Annotated in this window: 15 protein-coding genes and 1 other RNA gene; all 16 read right to left on the reverse strand. The window is 64.6% G+C overall.

What is annotated here, in order from left to right; all coding sequences use genetic code 11:
- Positions 1 to 60 precede the first annotated feature (60 nt).
- Positions 61 to 747 (reverse strand): aquaporin Z, encoded by a 687-nt coding sequence (gene aqpZ, locus K0P03_RS11575; RefSeq protein ID WP_272789651.1) that lies wholly within the window; start codon positions 745 to 747, stop codon positions 61 to 63.
- 126 nt (positions 748 to 873) lie between these two features.
- Positions 874 to 1,611, reverse strand: a complete 738-nt coding sequence (gene aqpZ, locus K0P03_RS11580; RefSeq protein WP_272789652.1) for an aquaporin Z — start codon at positions 1,609 to 1,611, stop codon at positions 874 to 876.
- Positions 1,612 to 1,747: 136 nt separating this feature from the next.
- A complete protein-coding gene (murB, locus tag K0P03_RS11585) occupies positions 1,748 to 2,722 on the reverse strand; it encodes a UDP-N-acetylmuramate dehydrogenase (protein ID WP_050744536.1) in 975 nt (324 codons plus the stop codon).
- Complete coding sequence (murC, locus tag K0P03_RS11590) at positions 2,719 to 4,134, reverse strand: UDP-N-acetylmuramate--L-alanine ligase (RefSeq protein ID WP_023516473.1); 1,416 nt, start codon at positions 4,132 to 4,134, stop codon at positions 2,719 to 2,721. The genes murB and murC overlap by 4 nt, the downstream gene beginning before the upstream one ends.
- Complete coding sequence (gene murG / locus K0P03_RS11595) at positions 4,131 to 5,267, reverse strand: undecaprenyldiphospho-muramoylpentapeptide beta-N-acetylglucosaminyltransferase (protein WP_272789653.1); 1,137 nt, start codon at positions 5,265 to 5,267, stop codon at positions 4,131 to 4,133. Before murG ends, murC begins: the two co-directional genes overlap by 4 nt.
- 9 nt (positions 5,268 to 5,276) lie before the next feature.
- Positions 5,277 to 6,431 (reverse strand): putative lipid II flippase FtsW, encoded by a 1,155-nt coding sequence (gene ftsW / locus K0P03_RS11600; protein WP_023516471.1) that lies wholly within the window; start codon positions 6,429 to 6,431, stop codon positions 5,277 to 5,279.
- A 67-nt stretch (positions 6,432 to 6,498) separates the two neighbouring features.
- Entirely contained in the window at positions 6,499 to 7,896 is a 1,398-nt protein-coding gene (gene murD / locus K0P03_RS11605) for a UDP-N-acetylmuramoyl-L-alanine--D-glutamate ligase (protein WP_272789654.1), read from the reverse strand.
- Between the two features lie 7 nt (positions 7,897 to 7,903).
- Positions 7,904 to 9,004: a phospho-N-acetylmuramoyl-pentapeptide-transferase gene (gene mraY / locus K0P03_RS11610; protein WP_023516116.1), complete on the reverse strand. Its 1,101-nt coding sequence runs from the start codon at positions 9,002 to 9,004 to the stop codon at positions 7,904 to 7,906.
- Positions 9,005 to 9,120: 116 nt separating this feature from the next.
- Positions 9,121 to 10,554, reverse strand: coding sequence for a UDP-N-acetylmuramoylalanyl-D-glutamyl-2,6-diaminopimelate--D-alanyl-D-alanine ligase (locus K0P03_RS11615; RefSeq protein ID WP_272789655.1), 1,434 nt, complete (start codon positions 10,552 to 10,554; stop codon positions 9,121 to 9,123).
- Positions 10,551 to 12,002, reverse strand: a complete 1,452-nt coding sequence (locus K0P03_RS11620; RefSeq protein ID WP_050744531.1) for a UDP-N-acetylmuramoyl-L-alanyl-D-glutamate--2,6-diaminopimelate ligase — start codon at positions 12,000 to 12,002, stop codon at positions 10,551 to 10,553. Before K0P03_RS11620 ends, K0P03_RS11615 begins: the two co-directional genes overlap by 4 nt.
- Positions 12,003 to 12,066: 64 nt before the next feature.
- Complete coding sequence (locus tag K0P03_RS11625) at positions 12,067 to 13,815, reverse strand: peptidoglycan D,D-transpeptidase FtsI family protein (RefSeq protein ID WP_050744530.1); 1,749 nt, start codon at positions 13,813 to 13,815, stop codon at positions 12,067 to 12,069.
- Entirely contained in the window at positions 13,815 to 14,216 is a 402-nt protein-coding gene (ftsL, locus tag K0P03_RS11630; protein WP_272789656.1) for a cell division protein FtsL, read from the reverse strand. Before ftsL ends, K0P03_RS11625 begins: the two co-directional genes overlap by 1 nt.
- A gap of 3 nt (positions 14,217 to 14,219) precedes the next feature.
- Entirely contained in the window at positions 14,220 to 15,245 is a 1,026-nt protein-coding gene (gene rsmH / locus K0P03_RS11635) for a 16S rRNA (cytosine(1402)-N(4))-methyltransferase RsmH (protein ID WP_272789657.1), read from the reverse strand.
- Between the two features lie 14 nt (positions 15,246 to 15,259).
- Positions 15,260 to 15,700 carry a division/cell wall cluster transcriptional repressor MraZ gene (mraZ, locus tag K0P03_RS11640; protein WP_272789658.1) on the reverse strand — a complete coding sequence of 147 codons (441 nt, stop codon included), beginning with the start codon at positions 15,698 to 15,700 and terminating at the stop codon, positions 15,260 to 15,262.
- Between the two features lie 420 nt (positions 15,701 to 16,120).
- Positions 16,121 to 16,516: RNase P RNA component class A (gene rnpB / locus K0P03_RS11645), an RNA gene on the reverse strand.
- Positions 16,517 to 16,557: 41 nt separating this feature from the next.
- On the reverse strand, positions 16,558 to 17,739 hold the full coding sequence (locus tag K0P03_RS11650; RefSeq protein ID WP_272789659.1) for an NAD(P)/FAD-dependent oxidoreductase: 1,182 nt from the start codon (positions 17,737 to 17,739) through the stop codon (positions 16,558 to 16,560).
- Positions 17,740 to 17,787: the final 48 nt, after the last annotated feature.

The raw sequence follows: 17,787 nt of genomic DNA on the forward strand, positions 1-17,787 counted from the left end.
TCGTGGCTTCCTTCAAAAAACCCGCCGCGGCAACGCGGCGGGTTCTTTTTTTGTCCGCAATCAGTCGTCCTCGCCGACGATCTTCCAGATCACCGCGCCGACCACGGCGCCGAGGACCGGGGCGAGCCAGAACAGCCAGAGCTGCGAGAGCGCCGCCGTATCGGCAAAGAGCGCCGCGCCGGTCGAGCGGGCCGGGTTGACCGAGGTGTTCGTCACCGGGATCGAAATGAGGTGGATCAGCGTCAGGCCGAGGCCGATGGCGATCGGCGCGAAACCGACGGGCGCACGGCCATGGGTCGATCCGAGGATGATGATAAGGAAGAACGCCGTCAGCACCACTTCGGCAACCAGCGCCGCCGTCAGCGAGTAACCGCCCGGCGACAGGTCGCCATAGCCGTTCGAGGCGAAACCGCCCGCCTGGAAGCCTGTCTTGCCGGACGCGATGAGGTAGAGCACCGCCGCCGCCGCAACCGCCCCGACGACCTGCGCCACGATATAGGGCACGAGGCTGGAAACCGGGAATTTGCCGGCGACCGTCAGGCCGACAGAGACGGCGGGATTGAAATGCCCGCCGGAAATGCCGCCGACCGTATAGGCCATGGTCAGCACCGTGAGGCCGAAGGCGAAGGACACGCCGAGATGGCCGATGCCGACCTCCGGGAATGCAGCAGCCAGCACCGCACTGCCGCAGCCGCCGAAGACAAGCCAGAACGTGCCGAGGAATTCGGCGGAAAGTTTCTTGAACATGAATGCCCCCTGGTCAAAGCCCCGCTGGAGCGAGGCTTCATCGCGCAACCATCGCGCGATCCAGCATAGCTTTCGCTAAACCCCTATGAACAGGGGCTGAACAGGAAAAATAAATCTTCGCATTTTCTAATTAAGCACATTATTTCTGCTCGAAACCAGAGCCGGTTTCGCCTGCGCCTCGTCTGCCTCTCCGACATATCTCCAGGCCACGGCACCGATAATGGCGCCGAGAAGAGGGGCGAGCCAGAACAGCCAGAGCTGCGACAGAGCCGCCGTCTCGGCAAAGAACGCGACACCCGTCGAGCGCGCCGGATTGAGGGACGTGTTGGTGACCGGTATCGACACGAGGTTGATCGCCGTCAGGCTGAGACCGATGACGACGGGCGCAAAATCCACCGGCGCACGCCGATGGGTCGAGCCGAGGACGATGAACAGGAAGAGCGCCATCAGCACCACCTCGGTCACAAGACCCGCCGTCAGCGAATAGCCGCCCGGCGAGAGATCGCCGTAACCGTTCGCGGCAAAACCGCCCGCCTGGAAACCGGCCCTGCCGGAAGCGATGAGATAGAGAACGGTGCCCGCCACCGTTGCACCGGCAACCTGCACCACCGCGTAGGGCAGGATATGGGCAACCGGAAACCGGCCGGCGATGGCAAGGCCCACGGAAACGGCAGGGTTCATATGCCCGCCGGAAATGCCGCCGATCGTGTAGATCATCGCCATCAGCGCGATGCCGGCGGCAAGGGAAATACCGGCAAGGCCGATGCCACTCTCCGGAAAGGCCGCAGCCAGGATTCCGCTGCCGCAGCCGCAGAAGACGAGCCAGAACGTGCCGATGAACTCGGCAGCGAGTTTCCTGTTCATGAATATCCCCATCAGGGCCCTGCGCGCAGAGCCGCATCGCGCGCCGGAGGCGCGACGTTACACAGTTTCGTTTCGATGAACTTGCCTGTGGGGGAGAGGGCGCTTGTCAAAACGCCCCAGCAAGAGTGTTGTCGGATCAGGCCGTTGCGCGGCCCAGGAACTCCTTGACCTCGTAGCCCGGCATAAAATTGCCGAGGCGCTTGATTTCCCATTGCAGCATGATGCCGGAATGCTCCAGCACGCGGCTGCGCACGGTCTCGCCGAGATATTCCAGCTCGTAGCCGGTCGCCTGACCCGTGTTGATCATGAAGTTGCAGTGCATCGGCGACATCTGTGCGCCGCCGATCATCACGCCGCGGCAGCCCGCCTCGTCGATCAGCTTCCAGGCCGAATGCCCCTCGGGATTCTTGAAGGTCGAACCGCCGGTCTTCTCGCGGATCGGCTGCACGGTCTCGCGATGCTGGCGCACCGCATCCATCCTGGCGCGGATATCCGTCTTGTCACCCGCCTCGCCCTGGAAGACGGCGTGGGTGAAAATCAGGTCGGCAGGCGCAGCCGAATGGCGATAGGTATAGCCCATGTCCGCATGGGACAGCACATGCGGGTTGCCCTTGCGGTCGATCGCATGCACCTCCACCACGAGGTCCTTGGTCTCGCCGCCATTCGCGCCGGCGTTCATGCGCAGCGCGCCGCCGATCGAACCGGGAATGCCATAGTAGAATTCGAAGCCGGCAATGCCGTGGTCGAGCGCCATGGCGGCGATGTTCTTGTCCGGGCAGATCGCGCCGGCCTTGATCCGGTTCTCGCCAACGAGCTCGACATCACCGAACCCCTTGGCCGAAAGACGAATCACGACGCCGGGAATGCCGCCATCACGCACCAGAAGGTTCGAGCCGACACCGGTCACCGTGACCGGTACTTCCTCCGGAACCAGCTTCAGGAACGTTGCAAGGTCTTCGCCGTCATGCGGATGAAACATCAGCTCGGCAAGGCCGCCGGCCCGGAACCAGGTGACGCGATCCATCGGCGCATCGGGCGTCAGGCGGCCACGGACCTCCTTGATCCCCTCACCCAACGACGCCAGAAGTTTTGCACCATCCACCTGCTTCATGCCACCTGCCCCGAAATGCCTGCCAAGTCCTTCGGCAGCGCCTGCGCCCAATACGTGATGCTGCCAGCCCCCAAGAGAACCACAAAGTCACCGGGCTTTGCAATGCCGGCGACGATCGGCGCCAAAGCTTCCGGCGACGACAGGAAACGCGCGTCCCGGTGGCCGGCGGATTTGATGCGGGAAACCATTTCCTCCGCCGTGACGCCCTCGATGGGGTCCTCGCCCGCCGCATAGATCGGCGCGATCATCGCCGTATCGGCATCGTTGAAGCAGCCGGCGAATTCTTCGAACAGGCTCGCGACGCGGCTGTAGCGGTGCGGCTGGTGAACGGCAATGACGCGACCCGTGCAGGCCTCGCGCGCCGCGCTCAGCACGGCCTTGATCTCGACCGGGTGGTGACCATAGTCGTCATAGACGTTCACGCCGTTCCAGCTGCCCGTCAGCGTGAAGCGACGCTTGACGCCGCCGAAGCTGGCGAGCCCCTTGGCGATCGCCTCCGGCGCGATGCCGAGACGCTGCGCAACGGCAATCGCCGCCGTCGCGTTGGAAACGTTGTGGCGACCCGGCATCGGCAGGCGCAGGTCCTTCAGGGAAATGACCTGGCCGGTGCGGCGGCGGCGGATCTCGACGTCGAAGACCGAGGTCGCGCCGTCCATGCGGATATTGCCGAAACGCACGTCGGCCTGCGGGTTTTCGCCATAGGTGATGACCTTGCGATCCTCGATGCGGCTGACCATGGCCTGCACTTCCGGATGGTCGAGGCACATGACGCCAAAGCCGTAGAACGGCACGTTTTCCACGAACTGGCGGAAGGCCGCGCGCACGGCATCGAAATTGCCGTAGTGGTCGAGATGTTCGGGGTCGATATTGGTGACGATAGCGACATCCGCCGGCAGCTTCAGGAAGGTGCCGTCCGATTCGTCGGCTTCCACCACCATCCATTCACCCTCGCCCATGCGGGCATTGGTGCCATAGGCGTTGATGATACCGCCATTGATGACGGTCGGGTCAAGGCCGCCGGCCTCGAGCAGCGTCGCGACCATCGAGGTCGTCGTCGTCTTGCCGTGTGTGCCGCCGATGGCGATGGCATTGCGGAAGCGCATCAGCTCGGCAAGCATCTCCGCCCGACGCACGACCGGCAGCAGCTTTTCCCGCGCCGCGACGAGTTCCGGATTGCTCTTCTTGATCGCGGTGGAGACGACGACCACTTCGGCGTCGCCCAGGTTTTCCGCCTTGTGGCCGACAAAGACCTCGATGCCCTTTTCGCGCAGGCGCTGCACGTTGGCGCTATCCGCCTGGTCGGAGCCCTGGACCTTGTGGCCGAGATTGTGCAGCACCTCGGCAATACCGCTCATGCCGATGCCGCCAATGCCGATGAAATGAACGAGCCCTATGCTCTGCGGCATCTTCATGGCCGTTCTCCCTTGAATTGTGCGCCCTTGAACTGTGCAATGGGCTTGCCGCCCGCAATAGCCTCAACCATCAAGGCGAGCAAGCGCGCGGCATCCGGTTTGCCCGCCTTTCTGGCGTTTGCGGCCATCTCCGTCATGCGCGCCGGATCGTGCATCGCCTTCGAAACGATGCTGGCAAGCCGCTCCGTCGAGAGCTCTCCTTGCACGATCACCTTCGCCCCGCCGCCCGCGGCGAGCGCCGCGGCATTCGCCGCCTGGTCGTGATCAAGCGCATAGGGATAGGGCACGAGGATGGCGGGCCGACCGATGACCGAGACCTCCGAGACCGTCGAGGCGCCGGAACGGCTGATGACGAGGTGGGCGTTGCCGATACGCGCGGCCATGTCGGTGAAGAAGGGCGAGACGTCGGCGGGAATGCCGAGCTCGCCATAGGTGCGCACCACCTCGTCGCGGTCTTCCGGCCGCGCCTGCTGGGTGATCCTGAGCCGCATCCGGTCCGCCGGCTCGAGCGCCGCGATCGCCGAAGGGATGGCCTTGGAGAAGAACTGCGCGCCCTGGCTGCCGCCGAACACCACGAGACGGAATTCGCCATCCGTCGAGGCCTGGTAGGGAATGTTTGCGGCTTCGAGCACAGCCGGGCGGACCGGGTTGCCCGTCGTCACCGTCCTTGCCGCATAGGGACCGTCCGTTTCCGGCAGGAAGCCACCGGCAATCGCCTTGACGCGGTTCGCCAATGCCTTGTTGGCACGGCCCATCACGGCGTTCTGCTCGTGGATCATCGAGGGAATGCCCATGCCCGTCGCGGCGATGAGCGGCGGCACGGTGGGATAGCCGCCGAAGCCGACGACGACCTTCGGCTTCAGCCGCGCCATCAGTTTTCGCGCGACGCGAATACCCTTCCACAGTGTGAACAGCGACTTGACCACACTGACCGGGTTCTTCGAGCCGATCGTCGCCGACGGCACGACATGGATCTCGTCTGCCGGGAACTTGCCCGCAAAACGTTCGGCACGGCTGTCGGTGACGAGATGCACCGACCAGCCGCCGGCCTTCAGCTCATGGGCGAGCGCCTCTGCGGGAAAGAGATGGCCGCCGGTACCCCCGGCGGCGAGAAGAACGATGCCTTTGTTCATGCAAAACCCTTATTCGGCAGGCGCCATGATACCACCACGGAACAGGCTGCGCTCGGAGGCGCGCTTTTCCGGACGGTGGCGGGTCAGCGCCAGAATGAAGCCGGCCGTCACGCAGATCGCGATCATCGACGAGCCGCCGTAGGAGATCAGCGGCAACGTCATGCCCTTGGCCGGCAGGAGTTCGAGGTTCACGCCGATGTTGATCATCGACTGCGTACCGATCTGCAGCACGAGGCCGGCAACGGCGAACCGCGTGAAATCGTTGCGCTCCTTGAAGGCATGGTTGAGGCCGCGCATCACCACGAAGGCGAAAATCATGACGATGACCATGCAGAAGAGAATGCCGAATTCCTCGGCCGCGACGGAGAAGATGAAGTCGGTGTGGCTATCGGGGATGATGCGCTTGACGGTACCCTCGCCCGGCCCCTGGCCGAACCAGTCGCCGCGGATGATCGCCTCGCGCGCCGTGTCCATCTGAAACGTGTCGCCCTCGCCGGTCAGGAACTTGTCGATACGGCCGGCGACGTGCGGCAGGAAGGTATAGGCCGTCAACAGGCCGCCGACGGCAGCACCGCCAAGCACGATGATCCAGAGCCATGGCATGCCGGCCATGAAGAACATGCCGCCCCAGACGGCAGCGGTCAGGATGGTCTGGCCAAGGTCGGGCTGGGCGACGAGCAGCGCCGCGACGATGCCGAAGAGGATGATGGCGAAGAGGTTGCCGGGGATTTCCGGCTGGCGGGCGTGTTCGGCGAAAAGCCAGGCACAGATGACGACGAAGGCCGGTTTCATGAATTCCGACGGCTGGATGGAGAAGCTGCCGATGGAAATCCAGCGCCGCGAGCCCTTGACCTCGACGCCGAAGAACAGCGCCAGCACCATGGCGGCGATCGAGATGACGAGAAGGATCATCGCCGCCCGCCGCACCTGCCGGGGCGTCATGAAGGAAATGCCGAACATCACGGCGATGGCCGGGATCAGGAACATGGCGTGGCGCTTGACGAAGTGGAAGCTGTCGAGCCCGAGGCGCTCGGCAACCGGCGGGCTCGCCGCGAAGGACAGCATGAAGCCGAGGCCCATCAACAGGATGAAGGCCGCCAGGAAGAACCGGTCTATCGTCCAGAACCAGTCCGCCAATGCACCACGTTCGGCACGACTAACCATGTTTCAATCCTCTGTTTCCACCATTCCGGACGCAAGCCGCCGCATGCGCCTGCCGGAATCGCTTCGTCTAAACCTCGACCAGCATGAACACGCCCGGCAGCGCCGCGACATGTTTCACGAAGGCATCGCCTCTCACTTCAAAGTTCTTGTACTGGTCGAAGCTTGCGCAAGCCGGGGAAAGCAGAACGGCAACCGGGCCGTTTCCTTCCCGCTCGGCATCCGCCGCCGCGTCCTGAACCGCCCGCTCCAGCGTGCCGGACATGTCGAAGGGTACCGCCTCGCCCAGTGTTGCCGCGAAGGCGGGCGCCGCCTCGCCGATAAGATAGGCCTTGGCGATCTTCGGGAAGAAGGTGCCGAGCGAGGAAATCCCGCCCTCCTTCGGCACGCCGCCGGCAATCCAGTAGATGCGGTCGAAGCTCGACAGGGCGGGTGCCGCCGCATCGGCATTCGTCGCCTTGGAATCGTTGACGAAGAGCGTGCCGCCCTTGCGCCCGACCGGCTGCATGCGATGTTTGAGGCCCGGGAAGGACGCAAGGCCGGCGCGGATCTCGTCCTCACCGATACCGACGGCAAGGCAAGCGGCGACGGCGGCTGCGGCGTTCTGGGCATTGTGGGCGCCGCGCAGGGTCTGGATCAAAGAGAGGTCCGCGATCACACGGGTCGCACCACCTTGCGCGAAGATGAGACGCGGCCCCTCGGCATAGATGCCGTCGGCCAGAACATTGCGCTTGGAGATGCGCACGACCTTCGTGCCGGCCCGCTCGACGCGGTCGGCAATGCGTTCGCAAAAACTGTCGTCGACGCCGACGATCGCGGTCCGGCTGTGGGCGACAAGGCGTTCCTTGATGTCGGCATAGTGCTCCATCGAACCGTGCCGATCGAGATGATCCGGCGTCAGATTGAGCAAAATGCCGGCGGACGGATTCAGCGTCGGCGCCAGATCGATCTGGTAGGAGGAGCACTCGACCACATAGAAGCGGCCGGCCTTCGGCGGGTCGAGCGTCAGCACCGCAGTGCCGATATTGCCGCCGAGTTGGGTATCGCGCCCGCTCGCCTTGAGGATATGGGCGATCAGCGCCGTCGTGGTCGATTTGCCGTTCGTGCCCGTTATGGCGATGAAGGGGCAATCGGGCGCATGCGCCCGGCGCTCACGCACGAAGAGCTCGACATCGCCGACGATCTCGACGCCGGCGGCGCGGGCAAGCTCCGCGCTCCAATGGGGCTTCGGATGGGTGAGCGGCACACCGGGCGAGAGCACCAGCGCGTCGATGGCCGTCCAGTCGAGATTGTGCAGGTCACCCGTGCGGATACCGGCGGACGACGCGTTCTCGACGCTTGCCGCGCTGTCGTCCCAGGCGGTGACATCGGCACCGCCGGCGGCAAGCGCCAACGCCGTCGCAAGACCGGAGCCGCCGAGCCCGAAGAGCGCGACCGTCTTTCCCTTGAAGGTGGTGACGGAGATCATGGCCTCTTCACCGCAGCTTGAGCGTGGAAAGGCCGACCAGCGCCAGGATGACGGCGATGATCCAGAAGCGGATGACGACCTGGCTTTCCGTCCAGCCCTTCTTCTCGAAATGGTGGTGGATCGGCGCCATCAGGAAGACGCGCTTGCCCGTCAGCTTGAAGGAAGCGACCTGGATGATGACCGACAGTGTCTCCATGACGAAGAGACCGCCGATGATGGCCATGACGATTTCGTGCTTCGTGGCGACGGCGACGGTACCGATGAGGCCGCCGAGCGCCAGCGAACCCGTGTCGCCCATGAAGATGGCGGCCGGCGGGGCGTTGAACCACAGGAAGCCGAGGCCGGCGCCGATGACCGCACCGAGCACCACGGCAAGCTCGCCCGTGCCGGGCACGAAATGGATCTGCAGGTAGTTCGCGAAGACGGCGTTGCCGGCAAGATAGGCGATGACGCCGAAGGAGGCGGCAGAGATCATCACGGGGACCGTCGCAAGGCCATCGAGGCCGTCCGTCAGGTTCACCGCATTGCCGGCCGCCACGATGACGAAACCGCCGAACAGCACGAAGAAGATGCCGAGGTTGAGCAGGAAGTCCTTGGCGAAGGGAAAGGCGATGGAGGAACCGAAGGTCGAGCCGGCGGCACCCGTCGCCAGCGACGCCCGCATCATGAAATAGGTCGCAGCCCCGGCGATAAGGAATTCGAGGCCAAGGCGCGCCTTGCCGGAAAACCCCTTCTCGGTCTGCTTGGTAACCTTGAGATAATCGTCGTAGAAGCCGATCGCACCGAAGCCGAGGGTGACGAGCAGCGTCGCGACCACGTAGACGTTGGAAAGGTCGGCCCACAGCAGCGCACTGCCGACGATGCCGGCGAGGATCATCAGACCGCCCATCGTGGGCGTGCCGGCCTTCTTGAAATGCGTCTGCGGCCCGTCGGCGCGGATCGGCTGGCCCTTGCCCTGGCGGATGCGCAGGGAGGAGATGATCATCGGTCCGAACAGGAAGACGATGGTGGCCGAGGTGAACAGCGCAGCGCCCGTCCGGAAGGTAATGTAGCGAAACAGGTTGAACACCTGCACGGTGTCAGCCAGTTCGACGAGCCAAAGCAGCATTGTCACCCTTTCCCCAAAAGGTTCCCCAAGTCATCCACGACGTGACCGACCGCAGACGGAGATGTCGATTCCATAAAAAAGAAGGCCCGGCGGGCGTCTGCCCGGCCGAACCTCCCTCAAAGCTCGCGTTCCCTCTCCGAGAACGCCGGATATTTGTCAAGCAGGGCCGCCACGATACGGCTGAATCCCGTGCCTTTCGACGATTTCACGACCAGAACGTCGCCCGGCTGCACCGCGCCCAGCGCGTGAGCGGCCAATGCATCCGCCGTATCGCGATACTCCGTTGCAACGCCTTCCGGCAGCGCATCGCGCAACGCCGCCATATCAGGCCCGCCGAGCCAGACATCGCCAATGCCCGCCTCGAGAAGCGGTTCGGCAAGGCCGGCATGAACGAGGGGCGAATGTTCGCCCATTTCCAGCATGTCGCCGAGCACGGCGATGCGCCGGCCGCGGCCATGCGGCTCGGCGTCGCGCAAGAGCGCGATCGCCGCACGCATCGAGGCCGGATTGGCGTTGTAGCTCTCGTCGATCAGCGTGAACCAGCCGCCATCCTTGGCAAGCCGGTAGCGGCGTCCCCGCCCCTTCTCCGCCTGCATGGTGGCGAGCCCCGCCATCGCCTTCTCGACATCGCCACCGGCAAGATGCACCGCGCCGAGCACGGCGACGGCATTCTCGGCGATGTGCCGGCCGGGCGCGCCCATCGGCACCTCCAGCGTCTGCCCGCCGACCGCGGCGCGCAGCAGCCCGCCATCGGCGCTCGGCATGAAATCGAGCAGGCGGAACTCGGCCGACGGATCGGCGCCGAAACTGTGGATATGCGAGACGCCGGCCGCTTCGGCCGCCTTTTCGAGGAAGGCGAACTGCTCGTTGTCGCGGTTGAGAAGGGCATGGCCACCCGGTACGACACCCTCGAAGATCTCGGCCTTGGCAGCGGCGATCTCCTGGAGATCGCGGAAATTGCCGAGATGGGCCGGTGCGATCGTCGTGATCATTGCCACATGCGGGCGCACCATGGCGACCAGCGGGCGAATCTCGCCGGGGTGATTCATGCCGATCTCGAAGACACCATAGTCGGTGGTCTCGGGCATGCGGGCGAGCGTCAACGGCACGCCCCAGTGGTTGTTGAAGGATGCGACGGAGGCATGCACGCTGCCGGACGGCGAGAGCGCCTGGCGCAGCATCTCCTTCGTCGTCGTCTTGCCGACGGAGCCGGTGACGGCGATGATGCGGGCAGCCGTACGGTCACGCGCCGCGCAGCCGAGATCGACAAGCGCCTGGAGCACGTCCGGCACCACGATCATCGGCGTCACGAGCCGGCCGAGCGCCGGCAGCTTGCCCTCGCTGACAACGAGCAGCGCCGCACCGTTGGCAACGGCAAAGCTCGCGAAGTCATGGCCATCGACGCGGTCGCCCTTGATGGCGAAGAACGCTTCGCCGGGGCCGATGTTGCGGCTGTCGATGGAAATGCCCGTGACGCCCTGCGGCAGGTTGCCGATGGGGCGGCCGTGCAGGGCGGCGACGAGATCAGGCGTGGTCCAGAGCCATTTCAACGGTCGAGTTCCTCCAGGGCCTTGCGCAGTTCCGCGTGGTCGGAGAACGGCAGCGTGACGGTACCGACGGTCTGCCCCTCCTCGTGGCCCTTGCCGGCGACGATCAGCGTATCACCGGACTGCAGCATGCGGACGGCGCTGCGGATGGCCTCGGCGCGGTCGCCGATCTCGGTCGCCCCCCTCGCTGCAGCCATGATTTCCGAGCGGATGACAGCGGGGACTTCGGAGCGCGGATTGTCGTCGGTGACGATCGTCACGTCAGCGAGGCGCGTCGCGATCTCGCCCATGATCGGCCGCTTGCCCTTGTCACGGTCGCCGCCGCAGCCAAAGACCACGATGACGCGACCCGTCGTGAAGGGGCGCACGGAATTGAGGACGTTTTCCAGCGCATCCGGCTTGTGGGCATAGTCGACATAGGCGAGCGCGCCGTTCCTGGCATGCCCCACCAGTTCGAGGCGGCCAGCGGCGCCGATCAGCTTTTCGAGTGCGGCCATGGCGGTTGCAGCGGAAACGCCGGTCGACATGGCAAGGCCCGCAGCCACAAGGGCGTTCGCCACCTGGAAATCGCCGGCAAGCGGGATGTGCACCTCATAGATGTCGTCGCCGACATGGATTTCGGCGGTCTGCTTGTGGCGGAAATGCTCGACACGCTTCAACGCGAGATAGTCGCCCTTGCGGCCGACCGTGCGCACATCGAGCCCGGCTTTCTTCGCAGCGTCGATTGCCTGGGCCGACCACTCGTCGTCGGCATAGATGACGGCGGGCTGGCCCTTGGCAAGCAGCGTATCGAACAGCCGCATCTTGGAGGCCATGTAGTGCTCGACCGTCGGATGATAATCCATGTGGTCGCGACCAAGATTGGTGAAGGCGGCGGCGGCAAGCTTCACGCCGTCGAGGCGCGCCTGGTCGAGCCCGTGGCTGGACGCTTCCATGGCCGCATGCGTGACTCCGGCAGCGGCAAGTTCGGCGAGCAGTTCGTGCAGCGACACCGGATCGGGGGTCGTCAGCGACCCATAGTCGTTGCGGCCGGGTGCGACGACGCCGGTCGTGCCGATCATCGCGGCGGCGTGGCCGGCATGGGCCCAGATCTGGCGGGTGAAGGACGCGACGGAGGTCTTTCCGGCGGTACCGGTCACTGCGACCATGGTCTCCGGCTGGCGACCGTAGAAGCGGGCGGCGGCAAGCGCCAGGAACCGGCGCGGCTCGGCAACCGCAATGACCGGGACAGAGGCGTCAGCCTTGCTCCCGGCGGCAACGACGACCGCGGCGGCGCCGCGCGAGACGGCATCGGCGATGAAGGCGCTGCCATCGGCCTTGGTGCCCGTAAGCGCGACGAAGAGATCGCCCGGCTTCACCTTCCGGCTGTCGCTGGTTATGCCGCGGATGTCTGTCGCGGCTGCGACGGAAAGGTCGTTGGTTTCGGGTCCGGCAAGGTCACTGATCTTCATTGTCCGCTCTGCTGCTTTCCAGTGGAAACCGTTTCCATTCGAATCGGCTTCCCGTCTTCTCCATTCAATAAGACACGAGCAAGGCAGACCCGTCCTCACCGAATTTCGGCTTTACACCGAGAAGCGCGGCCGAGCGGCGAATGATCTCGCCGACCATCGGCGCGGCGTTGAGGCCGGCGGTGCGCCCCCCACCCTCGCCCGTCTGCGGCGCGTCGATGAAGGTGAGGACCACATATTTCGGGTCGTCGATCGGGAAGGCCGAGAGGAAGGCGTTGAAGTTCTGGGTGTTGGAATAGCGGCCGCCGACGACCTTGTTGGCCGTACCCGTCTTGCCGCCGACGTTGAAACCCGGAACGAGCGCCCGGCGACCGGAACCGTCATTCGCGTTGAGCTTGAAAAGGTAGCGCATCTTGTCGCCGGTCTCCGGCTTGACCACGACCTTCGCCACCTCGTTCGCCTCCTCGGCCGTGCGCGGCAGGAAGGTCGGGTTGATCAGGAGGCCACCGTTCATCAGCGCTGCCGCGGCCACCGCCGTCTGCAGCGGCGTCGTCGAGACGCCGTGGCCGAAGGAAATGGTGATGGAGTTGATCTTCTTCCATTCGCGCGGCTGCGTCGGGGTCTTCACCTCGGGCAACTCGGTCTCGAGCTTCGTCAGCAGGCCGAGCCGCGTCAGAAACTCCTTGTGGCCGGCAATGCCGACGACGTCGGCCATCTTGGCCGTACCGATATTGGAAGAGTACTGGAAGATTTCCGGCACGGTCAGCACGCGGTGCTTGCCGTGGAAGTCCTTGATGGTGAAGCCGCCGATGCGGATCGGCGCGCGGGCATCGAAGCTGTCGGTGATCTTCACCTTGCCCGAATCGAGCGCCATGGCCGTCGTGAAGCTCTTGAAGGTGGAGCCCATCTCGAACGTGCCGTTCGACATGCGGTTCATCCAGCCGTCCTTGGCGCCTTCGGCCGGGTTGTTCGGATCGTAATCCGGCACCGAGGCCATGGCGAGGATCTCGCCCGTATGAACGTCCATCACGACGGCGCCGGCGGCGATGGCCTTGTATTTCTCCATGCCCGTCGCGACGACCTCGCGCACGATAGCCTGGACGCGCAGGTCGATGGACAGGCGCACCGGTTCCAGTTTGGCATCGCTCGTCATGCCGATCGCAGCGAGGTCGGCAAGACCCTGGCTGTCGATGTAGCGCTCCATGCCGGCAATGCCGCGGTTGTCGATATTGACGTGGCCGACGATATGCGAGGCCGTAACGCCGCCCGGATAGAAGCGGCGCTTTTCCGGCCGGAAGCCGACACCGGGAATGCCGAGCGCCAGGATGCGGCTCTGCTGCTTGGGCGTCAGCTGGCGCTTCAGCCACTGGAAGCGGGATTTCGAGGTGAGCTTGCGGTAGATGCCGCGCCGATCGAGATCGGGCATGACGGTCGCGAGCATTTCCACCGCCTCGTCCGCATCGACGATCTTGTGCGGCTCGGCATAGAGCGAGACGGTGCGGATGTCGGTGGCGAGGATTTCACCGTTGCGGTCGACGATGTCGGGGCGCGAAGCCATCAGGTGGTCGGCAGGACCGATCGAGGACACGGTTTCGGGCGAGGCCATGCCATATTGCACGAGGCGCCCGCCGATGACGGCATAGACCATGCCGAAGCAGCAGATGATGACGGCGACGCGGCTGCGGGCCTGCGAGCCGGAGCGCTTGCGCGTGCCCTCGAAGGCGTGGCCCCCATTGCCGGTCGCACGGTTGTTGTTGCCGCCGGCACTGAAATGCGCCTTGCTTTTGAGGTCCATGATGCGGGAGAGAAACGACATCAGTTTGCCACCGATCCGGTTTGGATTGCGTCCGTCTCTTTCGCCTTCTTCTTGTTCTTCTTGTCGTTTTGGGCGACCTTGTCGTCCTTCTCCGGCTCCAGCGCCGGCAACTCGGCCATCGGCATGGGCAGCTCGTTCGGCTGGGCGAGCTGGGTCGATTCGGTCGGAACGAGCTTCAGGTCCGTCTCGAAGGTCTTCACCAGGCGGTTCAGGCGGTTCGGTTGGGTGAGCAGCGCCCAGTCCGCCTTGAGGAGGTCGATCGTGTCCTCTTCCAGCTTGATCTCGGCATCGAGCTTGCGCACCTCTTCCAGCTTGTTCTCCGCCTGGTGCTTGATCGAATAGGTGACGGTGGCTGCTGTGGTCATGACCGCGATCATCACGACATCAAGGGTACGGAACATCACTCAGCTTCCCATCTTCGCAAGGTCGGCAAGGTTCGGCAGGTTGAAAATGGACAGGTCATCCGTCCCGGCAGGGGCGCTGGTGCGCTCGCCCGCCCTCAGCTTCGCGGATCGGGCGCGCGGATTGACCGCGCTCTCCTCGTCGCTGGCCGCCACCATAGAGCGCCCGACTGGTGCGAAGGTTGCGGCCTTGTCGTGAACTTGCGGCAGATGCCGCGACCCTGCCGCCTTTCCGGCGCGATCCTGGAAGAATTTCTTGACGATCCGGTCTTCCAGCGAATGGAAGGAGACGATGACGAGCCGCCCGCCCGGCTTCAGGGCCCGCTCGGCCGCGAACAGCGCCTCGGCGAGCTCGCCGAGCTCGTCGTTGACGAAGACGCGCAGCGCCTGGAAGACGCGTGTCGCGGGATGGATCTTGTCCTTGGCCTTGCGCGGCGTCGTCAGCTCGATGAGGTTGGCGAGCTGGCGCGTCGTGGTGAAGGGCTCCTTCTCGCGCGCCTTCTCGATGGCGCGGGCGATTCGGCCGGCCTGCTTCTCCTCGCCGAGGAAGCCGAAGATGCGGATGAGGTCGGAAACCTTTGCGCGGTTCACCACGTCGGCGGCCGAAACGCCCGATGCGGACATGCGCATGTCGAGCGGGCCGTTCTTCTGGAAAGAGAAACCGCGCTCGGCCTCGTCGATCTGCATGGAGGACACGCCGATATCGAGCACGACACCATCAAGCCCGCCCGCGGGCGCGTGTTCGGCAAGCTCGGAAAAACGCGAATGGATGAGGCTCAGCCGGCCTCCGGAGGCCGCGACAAGCCCCTGGCCGCCGGCAATGGCGTTGGGATCGCGGTCAAGCGCGATAACATCCGCCCCCTCGGCGAGGATTGCGGAGGTGTACCCGCCTGCACCGAACGTGCCATCGAGGATGACCTGGCCGGGTTTCGGCGTAAGCGCCGCAAGAACCTCGGAGAGAAGAACCGGAATGTGACGGACCGATCCGCCATCGGCATCAGAAAAACCTCCGCCAAGATCCGCCGCCATTCCGATTCTCCGTCTTACCCCAAGCCCAGACCTCGCGTCCTGAACTCTTCCCGGGCGGCCGCCTGTGTGGCTAGGAATGTCTGCGGTGCCCAGAGCTGAAAATGATCCGCCCGACCGACAAAGGTCACGTCCGTGGCAATACCCGTATAGTCCCGGATGAAATCCGTGACCGGCAGGCGCCCTTCCGAATCGAGCTTCATGAAGACCCCGCCCCCGTGAACCAGGAGCGACATCCGATTGGCTTGCGGCGAAAGAACATCCTCGCTGGCGATCTGGCGCTCGAAACGATCGAGAAGATCCAGCCCGCCGACACTGATCGCCGGAAACAAGAAATCCTGGAAGCAGTACAGCTCCCGGATGTCGCGCTGCGACAGCACGGAGCGAAAGACCGAAGGAACGGAAACCCGCCCCTTGGCATCGATCCTGTTTGTCGCATTCGACAGGAACCGGTTCATGACGCGATACAGCCGCTTCCAGAGCCATGGCGCTGTGCATCCGCCCCGGCTCACCCAACACAACACCGCGCACGCAAGCCAGCCCTGATGCGTCGCCTACGCGCCGCACCGCCCCCAGCCGGTTAGCCTCAAAGCTTTGCGATGATCGGACGCTCATGCGTCCTCGTGCAGTGTGAGTTTGGGATACCATGGGACCATATGGGCGTCAATGGGAAGTGACCTCGTTCCCCGTAGTGAGACCGTCAAATGTTTATAAGGCGTTAAGTTTAACAAATGGTTAGGAACGGCCTGCCAACACCTTGTATTTGCACGGATCGAAACATTGGCCGCGTGCGTTTCGACGCACGGCAAGCCATGCGCGAACCCCAAGGAATTCAGCGCATTAGCACGTCGTGAAAAATCGTCATGCGACGAGAGATTTTTGCCAGTTGGCCTGTAAGCCGGGTTCTGTATGGCTCCGGCTTTCGCCGGAACGTGGCAGCCATTCATCTGGGACCGGACTTGCGCCCGGCCTCTTGCAACCCACCCGGATGACCGGCCCGGAAACAGGCTGAAGCGCTTGCACGCTTCGCGTCATCCCTATTCGGTTTTGCTCCCGGTGGGGTTTACCTTGCCGTCCATGTCGCCATGGCCGCGGTGGGCTCTTACCCCACCCTTTCACCCTTACCTTCCGAGGAAGGCGGTTTGCTTTCTGTGGCACTTTCCCTGGGGTCGCCCCCGCCGGACGTTATCCGGCACCGTGTTTCCGTGGAGCCCGGACTTTCCTCCCCCTGCGGCCTTTCGGCACTTGCAAGGCGCGGCTGCCCGGCCAACTGGCAGGCGCTGACTAACCGATACCGAAGGGAAAGGCCAGTGGCTTAGCGGAAATGAACCGCAAAATCCGTCTTGTAGTCCGGCTCGTCCATCTTTCCGCGAATCAGCAGGTCCGCACCGATGCGGCCAATCTCGTCGGAACTCTTCGCCGCCGCACCGTTGCCACCGGTCAGGAGCGCAATGCGGTCTCCCTCCACGAAACCGGCATAGGGATAGCCGCGTACCGTATAGGTCGTGACGCAGGGCACCGAGACAAGGCGGACCGGATCGAGATCGGGGATCGACCGTGCAAGCAGGCGCTTCAGATGCACGATCGCCTCCGGACGCCCCTCCCCGCGGAACCAGTCGCGAATCGTCTGCTCGTCCTCGATCTCGACCTCGGTCGGATCACCGCCGATCTTGAGATAGGAATGGCCGTCCGGATAGACGATCGGCGGCAGGAAGTAGAAATGGTCGCTCGGATCGGCGCTTTCGTCGATCCAGGACGGCATGGTGCGATAGGCCTCGGCCTGTCCCGGCGTAAGCTGCGCCAGCACGACCGTGCGAGCCTTGATGACGAGCGCCGGCACCTTCGGCAAAAGCCCCGGGGCGCGGGAAAAGCCGCCCGTCGCGACCAGCACGCGCCCGCCGGTGACCGTGCCGCCAGACTTCAGCGCCACCGAAGCGCGCTCGCCGGCATCCGTCACGGACAAGGCATCGTCGAGGATGGAAACGCCGCCGGCCTTTTCAAGGCAGGCAACCTGCGCGGCGACAAGCTTGCGCGGATCGACATAGCCGGCTCCCTTCACCTCGAAGACGCCGGCCGAACTTTCCGGCAGGTCGAACCAGGGAAACCGCGCCCGCAGTGCCGCCCGGTCGAGCAGCGGCGCTTCCAGCGCATAGCGCTTCGCCACCGCCTCCACGGCATTGAGGAAACCGCCACCGGCGGGACCGCTGATGAGGCAACCCGTCTCGCCGTAAAACTCTATGCCGCTCTCGGCCTCGATGGCGCGGTAGCGGGCGATCGACCGCTTGGCGAGCAGGGCCCAGTCCGGATCCTGGTCGATCGTGCGGGTAATGCGGCCGCTGTCGTAGTGACTGGCGAAGACGCCGTCGTGCTTTTGCCAGTCGGCAGGCTCTCCCCGCCCGACGAGCGCCACGGAAGCGCCCGTTGCGGCAAGGTGGCGCGCGGCCGCCGCCCCCATCATGCCCCTGCCCACGACGACGAAATCGAAATGCCGATCCATGCCCTACCCTCGCTTTTCACCGATGGCATAGCATGGCCGCGGGCCGAT

This window comes from Shinella sp. HY16 (genome assembly GCF_028534175.1).
Lineage (GTDB): Bacteria > Pseudomonadota > Alphaproteobacteria > Rhizobiales > Rhizobiaceae > Shinella.

Excerpts from the sequence above, each read along its gene's own strand:
- K0P03_RS11625 (WP_050744530.1), bottom strand. The coding sequence starts at position 13,815 with ATGTCGTTTCTCTCCCGCATCATGGACCTCAAAAGCAAGGCGCATTTC.
- ftsL (WP_272789656.1), bottom strand. The coding sequence starts at position 14,216 with ATGTTCCGTACCCTTGATGTCGTGATGATCGCGGTCATGACCACAGCA.
- aqpZ (WP_272789652.1), bottom strand. The coding sequence starts at position 1,611 with ATGAACAGGAAACTCGCTGCCGAGTTCATCGGCACGTTCTGGCTCGTC.
- murC (WP_023516473.1), bottom strand. The coding sequence starts at position 4,134 with ATGAAGATGCCGCAGAGCATAGGGCTCGTTCATTTCATCGGCATTGGC.
- ftsW (WP_023516471.1), bottom strand. The coding sequence starts at position 6,431 with ATGGTTAGTCGTGCCGAACGTGGTGCATTGGCGGACTGGTTCTGGACG.
- murD (WP_272789654.1), bottom strand. The coding sequence starts at position 7,896 with ATGATCTCCGTCACCACCTTCAAGGGAAAGACGGTCGCGCTCTTCGGG.
- mraZ (WP_272789658.1), bottom strand. The coding sequence starts at position 15,700 with ATGAACCGGTTCCTGTCGAATGCGACAAACAGGATCGATGCCAAGGGG.
- murB (WP_050744536.1), bottom strand. The coding sequence starts at position 2,722 with ATGAAGCAGGTGGATGGTGCAAAACTTCTGGCGTCGTTGGGTGAGGGG.
- aqpZ (WP_272789651.1), bottom strand. The coding sequence starts at position 747 with ATGTTCAAGAAACTTTCCGCCGAATTCCTCGGCACGTTCTGGCTTGTC.
- rsmH (WP_272789657.1), bottom strand. The coding sequence starts at position 15,245 with ATGGCGGCGGATCTTGGCGGAGGTTTTTCTGATGCCGATGGCGGATCG.
- K0P03_RS11650 (WP_272789659.1), bottom strand. The coding sequence starts at position 17,739 with ATGGATCGGCATTTCGATTTCGTCGTCGTGGGCAGGGGCATGATGGGG.
- murG (WP_272789653.1), bottom strand. The coding sequence starts at position 5,267 with ATGAACAAAGGCATCGTTCTTCTCGCCGCCGGGGGTACCGGCGGCCAT.
- K0P03_RS11620 (WP_050744531.1), bottom strand. The coding sequence starts at position 12,002 with ATGAAGATCAGTGACCTTGCCGGACCCGAAACCAACGACCTTTCCGTC.
- mraY (WP_023516116.1), bottom strand. The coding sequence starts at position 9,004 with ATGCTGCTTTGGCTCGTCGAACTGGCTGACACCGTGCAGGTGTTCAAC.